General features: G+C 48.3%; 16 protein-coding genes. All 16 read right to left on the bottom strand.

The annotated features are described in order from the left end of the window. Window positions 1–4 precede the first annotated feature (4 nt). The 16 genes from bioC to GF409_08685 all read right to left on the bottom strand — a co-directional run bounded on the left by bioC (window position 5) and on the right by GF409_08685 (window position 14924). The gene (bioC, locus tag GF409_08760; GenBank protein ID MBD3427290.1) at window positions 5–769 is read right to left on the bottom strand and encodes a malonyl-ACP O-methyltransferase BioC; all 765 of its coding nucleotides are present in this window, start codon (window positions 767–769) and stop codon (window positions 5–7) included. Window positions 770–781: 12 nt separating this feature from the next. After that, window positions 782–1927, bottom strand: coding sequence for an 8-amino-7-oxononanoate synthase (gene bioF, locus GF409_08755; GenBank protein MBD3427289.1), 1146 nt, complete (start codon window positions 1925–1927; stop codon window positions 782–784). Next, window positions 1912–2832 (bottom strand): biotin synthase BioB, encoded by a 921-nt coding sequence (gene bioB, locus GF409_08750; protein ID MBD3427288.1) that lies wholly within the window; start codon window positions 2830–2832, stop codon window positions 1912–1914. The genes bioF and bioB overlap by 16 nt, the downstream gene beginning before the upstream one ends. 35 nt (window positions 2833–2867) lie before the next feature. Beyond that, the gene (locus GF409_08745) at window positions 2868–3362 is read right to left on the bottom strand and encodes an NUDIX domain-containing protein (GenBank protein MBD3427287.1); all 495 of its coding nucleotides are present in this window, start codon (window positions 3360–3362) and stop codon (window positions 2868–2870) included. A 14-nt stretch (window positions 3363–3376) separates the two neighbouring features. After that, the gene (gene ilvD, locus GF409_08740; protein MBD3427286.1) at window positions 3377–5041 is read right to left on the bottom strand and encodes a dihydroxy-acid dehydratase; all 1665 of its coding nucleotides are present in this window, start codon (window positions 5039–5041) and stop codon (window positions 3377–3379) included. A gap of 12 nt (window positions 5042–5053) precedes the next feature. Beyond that, entirely contained in the window at window positions 5054–6013 is a 960-nt protein-coding gene (trxB, locus tag GF409_08735; protein ID MBD3427285.1) for a thioredoxin-disulfide reductase, read from the bottom strand. A gap of 23 nt (window positions 6014–6036) precedes the next feature. Beyond that, window positions 6037–6747: a hypothetical protein gene (locus GF409_08730; protein ID MBD3427284.1), complete on the bottom strand. Its 711-nt coding sequence runs from the start codon at window positions 6745–6747 to the stop codon at window positions 6037–6039. Continuing rightward, on the bottom strand, window positions 6737–7408 hold the full coding sequence (locus GF409_08725) for a YggS family pyridoxal phosphate-dependent enzyme (GenBank protein ID MBD3427283.1): 672 nt from the start codon (window positions 7406–7408) through the stop codon (window positions 6737–6739). Before GF409_08725 ends, GF409_08730 begins: the two co-directional genes overlap by 11 nt. Before the next feature lie 13 nt (window positions 7409–7421). Beyond that, window positions 7422–7583 carry a hypothetical protein gene (locus tag GF409_08720; protein ID MBD3427282.1) on the bottom strand — a complete coding sequence of 54 codons (162 nt, stop codon included), beginning with the start codon at window positions 7581–7583 and terminating at the stop codon, window positions 7422–7424. A 168-nt stretch (window positions 7584–7751) separates the two neighbouring features. Next, window positions 7752–8102: a response regulator gene (locus GF409_08715; GenBank protein ID MBD3427281.1), complete on the bottom strand. Its 351-nt coding sequence runs from the start codon at window positions 8100–8102 to the stop codon at window positions 7752–7754. A 110-nt stretch (window positions 8103–8212) separates the two neighbouring features. Next, on the bottom strand, window positions 8213–10492 hold the full coding sequence (locus tag GF409_08710; protein ID MBD3427280.1) for a hypothetical protein: 2280 nt from the start codon (window positions 10490–10492) through the stop codon (window positions 8213–8215). Between the two features lie 18 nt (window positions 10493–10510). Beyond that, complete coding sequence (amrS, locus tag GF409_08705; protein ID MBD3427279.1) at window positions 10511–11683, bottom strand: AmmeMemoRadiSam system radical SAM enzyme; 1173 nt, start codon at window positions 11681–11683, stop codon at window positions 10511–10513. Between the two features lie 26 nt (window positions 11684–11709). Continuing rightward, window positions 11710–12558: a DUF89 family protein gene (locus tag GF409_08700; GenBank protein ID MBD3427278.1), complete on the bottom strand. Its 849-nt coding sequence runs from the start codon at window positions 12556–12558 to the stop codon at window positions 11710–11712. A gap of 43 nt (window positions 12559–12601) precedes the next feature. Next, window positions 12602–13420: a hypothetical protein gene (locus tag GF409_08695; protein ID MBD3427277.1), complete on the bottom strand. Its 819-nt coding sequence runs from the start codon at window positions 13418–13420 to the stop codon at window positions 12602–12604. After that, window positions 13417–14187 carry an ABC transporter permease subunit gene (locus tag GF409_08690; GenBank protein ID MBD3427276.1) on the bottom strand — a complete coding sequence of 257 codons (771 nt, stop codon included), beginning with the start codon at window positions 14185–14187 and terminating at the stop codon, window positions 13417–13419. The genes GF409_08695 and GF409_08690 overlap by 4 nt, the downstream gene beginning before the upstream one ends. Then, window positions 14184–14924 carry an ATP-binding cassette domain-containing protein gene (locus GF409_08685; protein ID MBD3427275.1) on the bottom strand — a complete coding sequence of 247 codons (741 nt, stop codon included), beginning with the start codon at window positions 14922–14924 and terminating at the stop codon, window positions 14184–14186. The genes GF409_08690 and GF409_08685 overlap by 4 nt, the downstream gene beginning before the upstream one ends. Window positions 14925–14931 lie beyond the last annotated feature (7 nt).

Raw genomic sequence — 14931 nt, 5'->3', positions numbered from 1 at the left:
ATCTTCACATTTGCGCTTTGCAGAAGAAGACATGGTGTGTCGCTACTATACGTCCGTATTTCTCCATATATGTCTTCTCCATTTCCCGCAAGCCGTACCTGCCCAAGAAAGTGCTCCTGCCGAGCCCTTCCCCGCGGGTACCGCTGTGCTTAATATCCTTCAGCATGTCCCACAAGGAGATGAATTCAACTTCAAAATGCTTTTCTGAGAGTTCAACTCTCGAAAAATATTTGTCCATAACAGCCTTGACCGTTCCGAAAGGGATGAACCGGCTTGAACTCAACCATTTTCTGCTGCCGTAATGCTTGTTTAATACCTTCTTGAATTCATGGAAAGTGTCAGGCCCGTACATGGAAAAACACAATAGGCCGCCTTTCTTCAGATGTCCAGTGAACATGGCCATCGCTTTGTGCAGATCCTCGAACCACTGGAAACTCGCATTGGAGGTAACCAGTTCGAAATCCGCATCAAGATCAATATTTTCCCCGTCTTCGGTCAAATACACTATTTTATCGTCTTGCATCCTCTCCTTCGCGATATTTATCATATCAGGAGATATATCTACGGCCGTTATGCGTGCTTCTTTATTAGTGCTGCGCAATAAACGCGTGTATATACCGGTGCCGCAGCCAATCTCCAGTATGTTCGGGTACTCTTTCCCCTTAAGTGAATCCACAAGTATCCTGGCACACTGCCTCTGAACCGAAGCATGATCTTCGTAGCGAGGAGCGTTCCTGGAAAAATTTCCTTGAATTATTTTCTTATCCATGATCTGTACCTTTTAGATCCCGCTCAAAGCCTCAACGAGCCTGTCCAAGACATCCCTGGAATGGTCATACGTTACAGAAATGCGCAACCTTGCGCTGTTTTTGGGGACCGTAGGAGGCCTTACGGGCATTACCCAAAAACCTTTCTTCCGCAATCTGTCACTGAGCATCACCGCACGCTGGTTCTCTTTTACAACCAGCGGTATTATCTGAGATCTTCCAAATACTGTATAGCCCTTATCCCTAAGTCGTTTCCGGAGATAATCTGCCCTTTCCAGAAGTTCTCTCCTTCTGTGGGGCTCTTTCTCTATGATCTCCATGGCGGCTATATTCGATGCGATTACTGCCGGGGGCAGCGCGGTTGAATAAATAAAGCTTCTACATGTATTTATCAGGTATGATCGCATAATGTCCGAAACAGCTGCGTAAGCGCCGAACCCAGCCAGGGCCTTGCTGAAAGTGCCCATGATTATATCGACGTCTCCGGTTATCCCTTCCTGCTCAGTCATTCCGCTTCCTCCTGGACCGAATATGCCGGTGGCATGAGCTTCATCCACCATCAGCAAACAATCATACGCTTTTTTCAATTTTAGGATATGTTTCAAGGGGGCTACGTCCCCATCCATGCTGAAAACCGTCTCTGTGACTATCAGTGCATCCCGGTATTCCTTTCTGTGTTCATGCAAAAGGCATTCAAGGTGTTCTGGATCATTGTGCCGGAAACGGAAAAGCCTGGCCCCGGAAAGCCGTATCCCGTCAATTATGCTCGCATGATTAAGCCTGTCAGAGAAAACACAGTCGCCTCTGCCAAGAATCGAACTTATTATACCCACGTTTGCCTGATAACCGGAATTGAATACGAGGGCTGCCTCTTTCTGCTTGAATATTGCCGTTCTCTCTTCAAGCGCATGGTGAAGTTCAGTGCTTCCGGTCATGAGTCTTGAGGCAGTGGCACTAACCACGGGAGAAAGGGCCTCTTGTGCTGCCTTTGCCAGCGACCGATGCGAGGCCAGGCCCAGATAATCATTAGAAGAAAGATTAACGTAACGCTTGGGCCCCACAACGATCTCGCCCCTCTTGTCAGGACTAAGCCTGGTAAGCGAACGCAGGGAACTACCCTCTTCAAGTCTTTTTAAATGATCCGCTATCCTCTTGACCATGATCCCTTTATCCTTGATACAAGCTGCCTGTCCAATTCAACCTGTCTTCCCGATACGGTCAGATACCCTCCTACCATCATACCGTTCGCCCCGGCCTTAAAGATCATCTCCTGCTCATCTTTAAAGATGGACTCCCTGCCGGCGATCACCTTTATCGGTTTCTGTTTAAGGATGATCCTGAAAAGAGCTATGGCGCGTATGGCATCCGCGCGTTTCATCGGCTTGACCCGCCCAAGGGGCGTCCCGTTCATCGGTATCAGGAAATTAACAGGCACTGAATCCACCTCAAGCTCTTTAAGAAACACAGCCATATCATATCGATCTTCCCAGGTCTCGCCAAGACCAAGTATGCCGCCTGAACAGACTTCCAGACCCGCTTTTTGGGCAGCCCTTATTGTTTCCACCCTCTGGGAGAAACCATGAGTCGTCACTATAGAAGGATAATACCTTCGGGAAGTTTCGATATTATGATGGTACCTCTTTAGACCGGCTGACTTCAAAAACGAAAAGGCCTCTATACTGAGCGCGCCTAAAGAAGCGCAAGGGACAATACCAACCTCGACAACTATCCTCCGTATAGCTTCGGCTACCGTTCCAAGCTCTTCTTCGGTAAGCGCATTCCCACTGGTGACGATCCCAAAATGGCTGGCGCCATTTTTAAGGGCTTTCCGGGAAGCTCGAACGATCTCGTCGCTAGTTTTTAAGGAATATTCATTCACGGAAGCATTATATCTCGCCGACTGCGCGCAGAAGCTGCAATTTTCAGCGCATCTGCCTGATTTCGCGTTAATGATGCCGCATAGTTCGACAGAACCACCGCACCACTCTGTTCTTACCTTATTGGCATGTCCGAAAAGCTCCTCAAGGGGCATGGATATGATATCATTTATCGTAGGATCCTTCATATTGTAAACTATTCTACCAGTTTGGGTTTACAATATCAAGAGGAGAAAAATTCCCTGATAAGTGAAATATGTGACCTAAAGGGTATCTCCGGAAGATCCTGAGCAGAAGCGAATTTCGCCTCAGCGGCATCATCACCAGGTGTGATCTGTCTGTTATCCGCTGTAAACTCCATTCCAAGGACAAGGATCGAGCCGTATAAAGGGCTTTTATGTTCATGAGCGCCTACTAATCGTCCAGGGTTGCCTGAGATACCGGTTTCTTCCAAAAGTTCTCGTTTGCCTGCTTCCGGGATGGTTTCACCGCTTTCAATGAAGCCTCCAGGCAATGCCCAATACCCCTTGCAGGGTTCCACTCCTCTTTTTACAAGAAGCACCCTTCCCTCACGATCAGAAACTAGGCAGACAACTACGGGCAACGGGTTTTTGTAGTTGATCCATCCACATTCTTCGCAGACGAGTCTCTGCCGACCGTCGATATGTTCTTTCCTGAGCGAAGCCCTGCACATGGGGCAATATTTGAAATCATCCATATGCTCAAACCGGATCAGTCGCTTTTGAATATCGCCCCGGTGGATGCGGAGGTAACCTGCTTGGCATACCTGTAAAGATACCCTTCCTTGACCTTGTATTCAGGCTGTTCCCATGCTTTCAGCCTTTTGGATATCTCCGCCTCATCCAACATCAGTTCAAGTTTCTTGTTTGGTATGTCTATCCTTATCCTGTCACCCTCCTTTACGACGGCTATAACCCCGCCGTCCTGAGCTTCAGGCGAAATATGACCTATGGCCGCCCCGCGCGTTCCCCCGGAGAACCTGCCGTCAGTGATAAGTGCGACGTCCTTATCCAGCCCCTCACCGGCTATGGCAGAGGTCGGCCCAAGCATCTCGCGCATTCCCGGACCGCCTTTAGGACCTTCATAACGGATAACCACCACGTCGCCTTTTTTGATCTGGGCGCTCATTATCGCCTTCATCGCATCATCTTCAGAATCAAAGACACGCGCTGGACCCTCATGAACGAGCATGCTCTCATCGACCGCGGATTTTTTGACGACCGCACCCGCTGTGGCAAGATTACCGAACAGTATACATAATCCGCCATCCGGCGTGTACGGTGAATCAATTGGACGGATGACCTCCGGATCCATGTTCTCTGCCGAATCAATAGTATCTTTGAGCTTCGCCCCGGTCACTGTGACCGCACCGGTGTCCAATAGCGCCTTTTTATTGAGCTCGGACATCACAGCCGGTATACCGCCTGCCGCGTCCAGATCCTGCAGATGCTGCGATCCAGCAGGCGAAATACGGCAAAGATTGGGAGTGCGCTCGCTGATCTTATTGAAAAGGTCAAGATCAAGCTTTATCCCCGCTTCGTTGGCTATCGCCGGAAGATGAAGAACCGTATTCGTCGAGCTTCCAAGCGCCATTTCGACGGTAATGGCATTGACCAAACTGCTTTGGGTGACAATATCACGAGGCCTGATGTTCTTCTCAACAAGTTCCAGGATCTTCATTCCGGCAGACTTCGCCAGGCGAAGTCTTTTAGCCATAACCGCAGGTATTGTCCCATTACCAGGCAGACTTAAGCCTAGCGCTTCGCTCAGACAGTTCATCGAATTAGCCGTGAACATGCCCGAACAGGAACCGGATCCCGGACAGGCCTCATTCTCAAGCTGTTTGAGGACCTCCTCGTTTATCTTCTTCGATGCAAGAGCGCCTATACCCTCAAAGACGGATATGAGATCGATCGCCTCTTTGTTAACACATCCGGCCATCATCGGCCCCCCACTAACAAGAATAGCCGGCACGTTGACCCTCAGCATAGCCATCATCATCCCCGGAACGATCTTGTCGCAATCACATATGCATATAAGACCATCTATGGGATATGCTGTTGCCATTATTTCGACCGAATCTGCTATAAGCTCCCTTGAAGGAAGAGAATACTTCATACCCTGATGCCCCATCGCGATACCGTCACAAACACCTATGGTATTGAATTCCATGGGTGTTCCTCCCGCCATTCGGATCCCGGCCTTCGCCGATTCGCCGATATCTCTCAGGTGATTATGTCCCGGTATCACTTCACTGGCTGAATTGGCTATGCCTATTATGGGGCGATTAAGCTCCTCGTCCGTAAAGGCAAGAGCTTTAAACAGAGATCTGTGTGGAGCTCTTTCTATCCCTTTTTTCATTTTGTCTGAACGCATGTATATCCTCCTTTACTTATAAGCTACACCCTTGAGCTCTTCCACGTATTGCTGCGACGCATACGCGGCGGTCGCTCCGTCCCCGCAGGCAGTGACTACCTGATGCAAAAGCTTGCTAGTGCAGTCACCTGCGGCAAAAATACCATCTCTGGAAGTTCTCATGTTGCTGTCTACTGTTATAGCACCACGGTCGTTCATATCGACCTTGTCGCCGAGAAATTCCGTATTAGGATGCCACCCGACGAATATGAAGACACCGTTACAGGGTAATTCCGAATTCTTTCCGGTGCTCCTGTTCTTCAGTGTAATACTTTCAACTGCATCTTTCCCGTTTATTCTTTCAACCACCGACTCCCATACAAAATCCATCTTATCATTGTTCAGAGCCCTCTGTTGCAAGACCCGTGCGGCTCTAAGACGGTTTCTGCGGTGAACCAGGGTCACCTTTTTCCCGAATTTTGTCAGAAAAAGCGCTTCTTCGACAGCGGCATCCCCACCGCCGACAACAACGATGTCCTTTTCACGGAAGAATGCTCCGTCGCATGTAGCGCAATAGGATACGCCTTTGCCCAAGAACTCTGTTTCTCCGGCTACTTCCAGTTTTTTCGGCCTGGCCCCACTGGTGACTATGATCGACAACGCCTCATGAACAGCATTTTCATCGTGGACTTTCCACAGAGGCAATCCCTGCTTCTGTCCGGCCTCAACGCCTTTAACAGTTCCCATCATGTTTTCAAGTCCGAAAGACTGGGCCTGCTTCTTAAATGCGGAGACGAGCTCGAATCCGCCGATCTTCTCTATGCCGGGATAATTCTCGACTGTCTCGGTCATCGTAAGCTGCCCGATAACGCTCATGCTTTCCACTAGAAGAACATCCATGCCCGCCCGCGCGGCATAGAGACCGGCTGTCAGTCCCGCGGGCCCCCCACCGATTATTATAATGTCACGCACCCCTTCCGGTAACTTGTTCATAGAATATCTTCCTCTCTCCTCTGTTAAAGCTGAATAATGTGACCGGCCATCACGGGAATGAAATTCCCGTGGTATTTTCCGCTGAATATCCTGTTGACCTTATCCTCCGTAGAATGTGTAGGACCTATCTTCTCAACCCCCATTGATTCAAGCCTGGCAATGGTAGCTGCTATATCGTCCCGTTCTTCGCTCTCAAGACGGAACCCGCCGATTACCATGTACATCTTGTCAATGTCCATCCGGGCTTTAACTGTTTGTATAACGTTCAATATACCCGCGTCGGAACAGCCATTGATCAGTGACACGCCTTTTTCGCCGTTAACTACAAGGGCCTGTTCATGTATCACGGTTTCATTATGCCTGGCCTCTATGGCCCCGGTAACATGGATATTCTCCGTAATACTGGTAGGGCCCTCGACAAGTATCAGTTCGCCTCCCAATTCCTTGACGCAGTTCTTGAAAGTTTCGCTGAATACTGGGCATGCGTATACCTTAAGACCTTTCTTGCGCTTGAGAACTTCCCACAGGCCGCCTGTATGATCCCATTTGTCACTTGAGATAACGACCGCTTCAAGCTCCGGTATGGAGACCATCAGCCTGTCCATGTTCTCGACCAAAGCCTCAGGATCGCCTCCGGCATCGAATAGTATCTTATTATCTATCAAACAGGCAAACCCCCTGCCTGAAAGCAGACCTCTCTTGGCCTTGGCATCATAAAGAACTTTAACGTACATCCCTCTCTCCGAATATTTTGGTGCCGATCCTTACTAAGTTCGCCCCCTCCTCTATAGCCACCTGGTAGGAATTCGTCATACCCATGGACAAATACACTGCTTCTACCCGTGGCAGGGAGGCCTCTTTCAATTCCTCGAAAGCTTTTCGTGTTTCCGTGAAGAACGGTCGCGCCTGTTCCGGATCTCCAGAGAATGGCCCCATCGTCATCAGCCCCTTTAACCGGATATTGCCAAGACGCGCGATCTCTTTCGCAAAAGAAAGCACATCCTCCGGGAATATGCCGTATTTCTGGGGTTCCTTGCCGCTATTGACCTCTATCAGCACATCCATCACCTTACCGGATGAGAAGCATCTCTTGTCAAGCTCTTGGGCAAGCTCCAGAGAATCGATCGTCTCTATCATATCGAAAAGCTTAATGGCCTTGTTTATCTTATTCTTCTGCAAGTGGCCTATAAAATGCCATTTAACCGGTTTTTCAATTGCTCTAAGAGCCTTGACAGCCTCCTGCACGTAATTTTCACCTATTATCCCGACCCCGGCGTCTATAGCCTCTCTCACTTCTTCGGCCGTCCGGGATTTGGCGGCCGCAACGAGCTGAACCCCTTGGGGGAGTTCGTTAAGAATCGTTCTTACGTTCTCGGTTATGCTGGATGGGACCATTGCATCTCTGTGTTTATTGTTTTCCCTTCAAAAGGTTCGATATTTCCTCAAGCTGGGAAGAGATTCTCTTAAGCAGCTCGATCTGTTCTCTCTGAGATCTTTCCTGGCTCGCCTGCACCTTTTTAGCCTGGTCGGCAATCTTCGTCATGTCGCCCAATTTACTTAGATCAAACATATCTGCCTTTCTGTCATTTACTGTTAACAATGTGACAATTATACAATGTAAGTCAGGTTAATACAACAGTCAAACAAGTACTCTTAGGGGCCTTATGAGATATGACCGTGGAATGACCGCTTAAGGAAAAACGTCCCCGGAAGAATCTGGTGCACAGTAACTGCAGGATCAGCCATTCAAAATATCATTTATCGTATCTATGAGCGTGTTGAGATCTATCGGCTTTCTCAAAACCGCTCTTGTGGAGGGTATATCGTCATTCACGCCCACAGAACCGGTGAGAAGAATAACAGGAATGTCTGTCTGCTTTTTCCTCATCTCCTCCAGAACCTCAAAGCCCTTGAGCCCGGGCATCCTGTTATCAAGTAATATGATATCGTACTCTTCGCCTGAATCTATGATACTCAAAGCTTTGCTGCCGTCATCGATGCAGGTAACATCAAAACCTTTCTTCTCCAGAAATATCCGCAAAACGTCACGGATGGACCGTTCATCGTCAACTACGAGTACCTTGGGCATATTTACCTCCGGGAATTATATCCTGTAAGATCTACTTCTAAGCGGCAATATTAAATATAATATACATCACTCTGCCAGGAAAATGCAAATATATTAGGAATAGCGCAAAGCTATTTCCGGATGTATGATAAAAGAAGCAGTGCCAGCACTGTAACATTGATCAGGGCGGTCAGAAAACACGTCCCGAAAATCCCCAGCACTGGCACCAGGAACGCGGCCGCTAGCAGGGCTCCCACGCAGGCGCCTAAGAGGTCCAAGCCGTAACTCAACCCAGCTGTGCGGCCTATCTCACTGCGATCCTGCATATAGATCTTGTTCGCCAGAGGGAACTGTATCCCTCCTATGATCCCGGCTATAACCGGCAGGAATGGAAAGATGACGTTCGATCCAAGCCAGGATAAAATTCCCGCTCCAGCCGCTGAGAACGCCAGGAAAACGACAGGCAGCAAAAGCGGATAAAGGCAAATACTGAACTGTGTCCTGACGAAGATCTTCATATCATCCTCAAGGGCGTTTATTCGCCGTGCTATTAACCAGCCGCCAAGAGCAAGACCAATCATGAAAGAAGTGATGATTATTCCTAATTTATAAAAGACATAACCGTAAACAACCTGAAAAGACAATATCACCGTTATCTGAAATATGATCTCGGCAAATCCAGTGGTCATTATCGCAAGAAGCGCACCGCGCTTGGCCAGTCTGTCTCCGCTCAGAAGACCGAAGATCAGCACGCCTGCACAAAAAAGAACCGCGGCAAGCCATACGTTCTCCGTCCTTATCGAGCGCAAAAGATGCCTGAAAAAAGGCATCTCGAACTGGGTCCCCCAGAATACAGTAGCATAATAATACGATACGGGCCTGAAATCCCTGTTAAGTCTGGCTCTCCCGTCCTGTTGAACCGCTTCACGCATATATTCCGTTCTTTCATCTGAGAGCTTAAACTGAAGGTAATAATCCCGGAAATATGCGGTTTCGATACCCCATTTATCCATCGTTCGGGTAAGAATATCGGTGTCATGTGTAAGAGGCTTCTTATCTCTGAGCAGGAAATAAGCTGTATCTCCCGGGATCACGAGAACATTCGAAAAAACCTTTTTGGCGCTCAGGTAAATGGATCTGAGGTACTGCTTGAGCTCCGAGCTTATATAGTTTTCCGAGGAAGTAAGGGCAAAGCCGCATACCCCGTTCGGTGAAAGGATATTCTTGAGCTCACTGAAGAACTCCACGGTATAGAACCTGTTGATCTGAGCGGTATAAGGGTCCCCCAGGGAAATGATCACGCAATCATATTTATGGGGTTTCTTTTTAACGAAAAAACGTCCATCCCGGTGTATGATGTTCACGCTCGCATCGTTCAGGACTTTTGCATCCGCTTCTTTCAGGTATTTTCTCGCCATCCGGATAATTGTGGGGTCGAGCTCCACATAGTCCACCTTTTCAACCGGGTATTTCAGGACCTCTTCCAGAAGCCCCCCTACACCTCCGCCGATAAGAAGCACACGGCGAGGAGCTTCTGTCTGCAAAAGAACGAAATGAACGGATTCCTCGGCGTAAAGCTTATCCGGAACGGTATACAGGTGCAGACCGTTCCCGTAGAAGGACCTCTGCTCTCCCCTTTTGGTGACAGTGATATTGCCGTAAATCGAATCTTTGGAACCAAGTACCTCAAAGCCCGACCAGAGCTGCTCCAGCGAGAACTGCCTGAAGAAGGAACTTGCTCCAATAAAAGAAGAAAAGATCCCGCAGATGAGAAAAAAAGCTGTGATAACAAGAAGGGTCTTTTTAAAAGCCTTGTTCTTTCTGTATCGCTGCATGAACAAAGATGCCGAGAGATTTAGCAACGAAAGCAAGAATAATATGGAGGTAGCGCTCATGTATCGTATAAGGAAATAACTTACCAGGAGCCCCCCGGAAAGGGCCCCCATCGCCTCGTAAATATATACGCGCGCTATACTCTCTTCTGATGAGGCCGCGTGATCGCTATAAAGACGGCATGCCAGACTGAACATGAAGCCCATGACCATACAGGGTAGCCAAAGAACCAGAAAGGTCGAGAGCAGCATCGGGGGATACCCTATGATCTCTCCTGTAGTTATGCCTAAAAGATTCTTGACGGACCTTACAGCGAGCAATGTCAGCGGAAAGATAAAAGCGAGGGCCAACTGGCAAAGCGAAAAGACAGTTACCCTGCTTTGTATACGGTCTGAGTACCTGCCCAGCAATGCGCTGCCGAAAGAGCCCCATACCAGCCAGCTGGCGAGTATAAGTCCCACGGATACTTCGTTACCGTAAAAAACAACGAGGAATTCCCTCATCAGGACTATCTGAGAAGCCATGGCGGAAGCACCCGCCAGGACAATGGAAAGAATAACTGTCTTCTTAAAATCCATATCGGAATGATCAGGCTGTTAGCTCCAGATCCCTTCTATTTGACAGCCGCAGAACTTGCATTTACCGTTAACAACGTGATTTTCCAGAACCTTGTAACCAATCCTTTTTATTATGACCCTGCCGCAGCCAGGGCATATGGTGCTCTCGCTTGCTGTTTGTGGCACGTTCCCTATATAAACGTATTTGAGGCCTTCTTCCATGGCTATTTCCCTAGCCTGTTTCAACGTGGATACCGGCGTGGGATAAAGGGACCTTAATTTATACTGTGGCCAGAACCGCGAAAAATGAACTGGGACCCCCTCTCCGAGGTTATCTTTTATCCACCTGACCATGCGCCGGATATCATTCATATCGTCATTTAATGTCGGTACTATAAGATTGGTTATCTCGACCCATACGCCATGCTTCTTGAGGATAACAAGTGTCTGAAGGATATTATCCAAGTCCTGCGCGCAGACCTCTTTAAGGTATTTTCTATCAAATCCCTTAAGATCGACATTAGCCGCATCGATGGTCTTACACATCATTTTCAGGGGTTCTGACCGGATCTTGCCTCCGGTGACGATTATGTTCTTTAGCCCCTTTTTGTGGGCCTCCCGGGAAGCATTAACGGTATATTCATAGAAAACAATGGGTTCAGTGTAAGTATAGGCTATCGAGGAGCAACCGTTCATCACAGCCGCACCAACGAGACCCTCCTTGGTCAATACCCTGTTATTCGTCTGTTCTGGAGGGCGTTGTGAAATGGTCCAGTTCTGGCAGAATTTACATCTTGAATTGCATCCGGCTGTAGCAATCGAAAAAGACCTTGAACCAGGCAATACATGGAACATGGGTTTTTTCTCGATAGGATCCACATGCATCGCGCAAACAAGCTCATAGACAAAGCTGTATAACTTACCTTTTACAGGGCCCCGCACCCGGCAGAACCCCCTCTGCCCGTTGGAGAGAACACACTCTTCAGGACAAAGCTTGCACCTTACGATATCATCGCTTATCTTCTCGTAGAAAAGGGCCTCTCTCATACCCCTTTTCTCGCCCACGGAAGCATACGCCTCGTATTTTGAAAGAGCATCAAAAAGATACATTGAAGCGGCTACAGTGGCTCCTGTAGCCACGCATTTGCTTATGAAATCTCTTCGCGAGAGCTTCTCGCGCCATATTTTTTCGAGTCTTTCAGCGGATATCATGCTTAAATCACCCCTATAATATTATATCATATAAGGGGTTGCTTCTTTAAGATGATATCCCCCACTTCGCATCCGATATGACGGGCGATCACCGGACACTTGGCTTTGAAAATGAAAAAAATGGGTTTGGACTCATCTGCGAGGGTCTCATAATTACCCTGCCCCTTGCTGATAATGAGATCAGCCTTATTGTACAGTTCAAGGAATTCTTCATTGCATCTGGAAGGCACAGTGCCGGGAACATCCGATCCACTGGATATAACAGGCACCACCCTGTCCAGTCCCGTTTCACGTGCGTCTTCCATGGTCACATCGTTTATGATGGGTTTTCCTCTCACCGCGCAGACTATATCCCGATCGATCTCTTCAACAAGGATCTTGTCAAAGACAATTTCACCCGCGTTATCAAGAAGATATAGGATATTATCTGAGCGTTTCACCGCTTTTGCAAAATCTTCGAAATCGAATATAGCAAAATCCTTCTCCAGACACTCTTCTATCTCTTTTTCGATATCAAAGGCATGTGGAACACCATAATCTATAACGTTCCCCGCAACCGCTAGCCGTACCGCGCTTAATAGTACGTCGTCAGAGCCTTCTATCTGGTCTTTAAGCCGTGAGTAGAGCTCCATCGACATCCGGTTGCTTTTTTGCTTTACTTTCTTGTAAACATCTTTTCCGCCTGTGATCTCCTCGACCAGACCGTAAACGGTCCGTGCTATTTCGGGCGGGGTCACGTTAAGCGGAAATTCCGGCAGAAGCCGGGACACCTCATCGATCACCTGTTTCTGCGTCAGCTCATCTGCGCCGGCTAATTTGGCAGCTTCATGGGCTTGCCTCAAAAAACAGGGTATACATTCGAGATACGTTTTCACCGTCTCACCTCTTTTCCCATGATTTAATTAAAATCCGCTATCGCTATGGAGAAGAAAGTTCTCGTATCTTTTCCCGGAAAGAATCCTGCTCCGGGAAGATCCTTTGTAGCTGCCGGTATAGCGGAATGGCTTTATCTTCCTGCCCGACCTGTTCATAACAGTACGCCAGATAGGTAAGTACATATCTTTGCTGGAATTTATCGTGCGGGGCTCTCCCCAGGTGGTTCTTCGCCCTGGCAAAATAACGCAAGGCGACCCCGGGCTCATCTTTCTTGGTTAAGTACAATCGGCCAATTTCAGCATTCAACCGCCATGATTCGGGATTGTTGGCAAGGCCCTTCTTGAGGAAGGAAAGCCCCTGCTGGACCCTGTTAAGCCTGTATGCCAGATAATACCCGGTCAGCGTATACGCCAGATCATTATGTGGATCGATCTCGGAAGCGTAGTAAAGCCAGGGAACGATCTCCTTGAGCTGGTCACCCTTAAGATGCACATGCTCGGTTATGCGAACCTGCTCTGAAACCCTTAGAAGGATATTGTACGGGGCTATATCCGCCGAATCTTCTTCGTGGTGGTGCACATGGGGCCTATGCTCCTCCTCTTCCCCGGCAACCTCTTTGCTTTGCCTGTACATATGCCCGCACTGGCCTTTGTAAATTCCTCCGTGGAAATAGACATCAGCCTGGATAAGAGAAAGATTGGACACGATCGACCTTGCTTCTCCGAGTAACTGCAGGAAAACGGGAGTGTCTGAGGTCCTGGCAGGAAGGCTGTGCGCGTAACTATAAGTATCTATTTTCGGTGCAAATAGAAGTGTTCCAGCGAGCCACAGGAGGAGCACTATAACGGTTTTGATCTTCAAAGTTTTCTCCTCCGGAACAAAAGCCCCGCAAAATATAAAAGCATGGAACTATATATAAGGGTGTACAAAGTTATAGTCCCCATCACCCAAAAAGGCAATGGGTCCCAGGCATGGGTTATTCTCACGCGCATATCATAAAAGTCAAAATGCGGTATCATATAATACAAAGTGGATGTTACAGCAGCCATTAACCCCTTTGAGTAGAGAACAAGCTCCCTGAGACTCTCGGAAAAACCGGATATCAGCATATATATCAACAGAGAAAGTGTGATATTGGCCGACGTGGTAAGGAAGTTCGAGAAGAAAATAACAAGCGCTGAGACCAGAAACAGGAAAAGAACCCCCATTAAGAACCCCTGCGTGGCAAGAACAAAGCTCCCGCCTGTACCGCTCGTCAGGTAGAACACAAGATATGCTGCATAGAAAACCATGAATGAAAAGACCGACACGAGAACTGAACCGCAATACTTGCCCAGAATAACAGTAGCGCGGTCGATAGGCTTGGCAAGCAGGGGATAGATCGTCCTGTTATCTATCTCTTCGGGGATCTGCTTTGCCGCGAAGGTCACTGCTATTATCAGCGAGAAGAAAACCACCATGAAATATCCGAAATCGCGTATGTACCTGGACACCTCTTCCAGCGCGAAAAAAGTCTGCGAAGATAAAAGCCCCAGAAGTACCAGCAGAAATATGAGGAGCACATAGAAATCTTTTCTGCGTATAAGCTGCTTTATCATACATGAAGCTATCGCCCAGATGGCCCTCATTCGGATTCTCCTATCATTTCGAGAAAATAGTTTTCCAGGGACTGGGCCTGCCCCTTGGCGCCGATAAGTTCCGCGACAGGCCCAGTTGCCAGGATGCGCCCTTTATTGAGAACGGCTATCCTGTCACTTATAAGCTCGACTTCGGAAAGTTCATGGGAGGAGAAAAAAACGGTTTTCCCGTCTTCACGCAAACTGTGTATCACCTCGCGCATATTACGCCTGGCTACCGGATCAAGCCCCCCGGTAGGCTCATCAAGGATCAGCAGATCAGGATCGTTGATAAGCGCCTGGGCAAAACTCACTTTCTGCATCATGCCCTTTGAAAATGTCCCCATCGGTCTTGAGGATGCTTCTTCTAAGCCTACCCCGGCAAGAAGTTCTCTTATGCGCTCGGAAAGGGTCTTCTTCTCTATACCGAAAATATTGCCGTACATCCTTAAAAGCTCGACCGGGGTCAGGAACCTGTAATAATCCGAGCTTTCGGGCATGTAGCCGATATGGCTGCGGGTCTGGGCGTCTTGAGGAGATTTGGAAAATACGGCAAGCTCCCCCCGCTGCACTTTCAGAATCCCGAGTAAGTGCTTTATGGTAGTGGTCTTGCCTGCACCGTTGGGGCCTATGAAGCCAAATATCTCCCCACGTTTGACGGAAAAATCAACACCTTTAAGTGACTCGACAATCGTTTTCCCGCTATGGTATGCGTGATGCAGACCTTTTATTGAAATTATCTCTTCCATCCGTCCG

This window comes from Candidatus Omnitrophota bacterium (genome assembly GCA_014728045.1).
Lineage (GTDB): Bacteria > Omnitrophota > Gorgyraeia > Tantalellales > Tantalellaceae > WJMH01.
Note: the sequence above shows the minus strand (reverse complement) of the source record. Positions and strands in the feature narration are given on the sequence as shown.

What these genes read in the sequence shown, in the direction of transcription:
- bioC (MBD3427290.1), bottom strand. Translation starts at nt 769, where the DNA reads ATGGATAAGAAAATAATTCAAGGAAATTTTTCCAGGAACGCTCCTCGC.
- bioF (MBD3427289.1), bottom strand. Translation starts at nt 1,927, where the DNA reads ATGGTCAAGAGGATAGCGGATCATTTAAAAAGACTTGAAGAGGGTAGT.
- bioB (MBD3427288.1), bottom strand. Translation starts at nt 2,832, where the DNA reads ATGAAGGATCCTACGATAAATGATATCATATCCATGCCCCTTGAGGAG.
- GF409_08745 (MBD3427287.1), bottom strand. Translation starts at nt 3,362, where the DNA reads ATGGATGATTTCAAATATTGCCCCATGTGCAGGGCTTCGCTCAGGAAA.
- ilvD (MBD3427286.1), bottom strand. Translation starts at nt 5,041, where the DNA reads ATGCGTTCAGACAAAATGAAAAAAGGGATAGAAAGAGCTCCACACAGA.
- trxB (MBD3427285.1), bottom strand. Translation starts at nt 6,013, where the DNA reads ATGAACAAGTTACCGGAAGGGGTGCGTGACATTATAATAATCGGTGGG.
- GF409_08730 (MBD3427284.1), bottom strand. Translation starts at nt 6,747, where the DNA reads ATGTACGTTAAAGTTCTTTATGATGCCAAGGCCAAGAGAGGTCTGCTT.
- GF409_08725 (MBD3427283.1), bottom strand. Translation starts at nt 7,408, where the DNA reads ATGGTCCCATCCAGCATAACCGAGAACGTAAGAACGATTCTTAACGAA.
- GF409_08720 (MBD3427282.1), bottom strand. Translation starts at nt 7,583, where the DNA reads ATGTTTGATCTAAGTAAATTGGGCGACATGACGAAGATTGCCGACCAG.
- GF409_08715 (MBD3427281.1), bottom strand. Translation starts at nt 8,102, where the DNA reads ATGCCCAAGGTACTCGTAGTTGACGATGAACGGTCCATCCGTGACGTT.
- GF409_08710 (MBD3427280.1), bottom strand. Translation starts at nt 10,492, where the DNA reads ATGGATTTTAAGAAGACAGTTATTCTTTCCATTGTCCTGGCGGGTGCT.
- amrS (MBD3427279.1), bottom strand. Translation starts at nt 11,683, where the DNA reads ATGATATCCGCTGAAAGACTCGAAAAAATATGGCGCGAGAAGCTCTCG.
- GF409_08690 (MBD3427276.1), bottom strand. Translation starts at nt 14,187, where the DNA reads ATGAGGGCCATCTGGGCGATAGCTTCATGTATGATAAAGCAGCTTATA.
- GF409_08685 (MBD3427275.1), bottom strand. Translation starts at nt 14,924, where the DNA reads ATGGAAGAGATAATTTCAATAAAAGGTCTGCATCACGCATACCATAGC.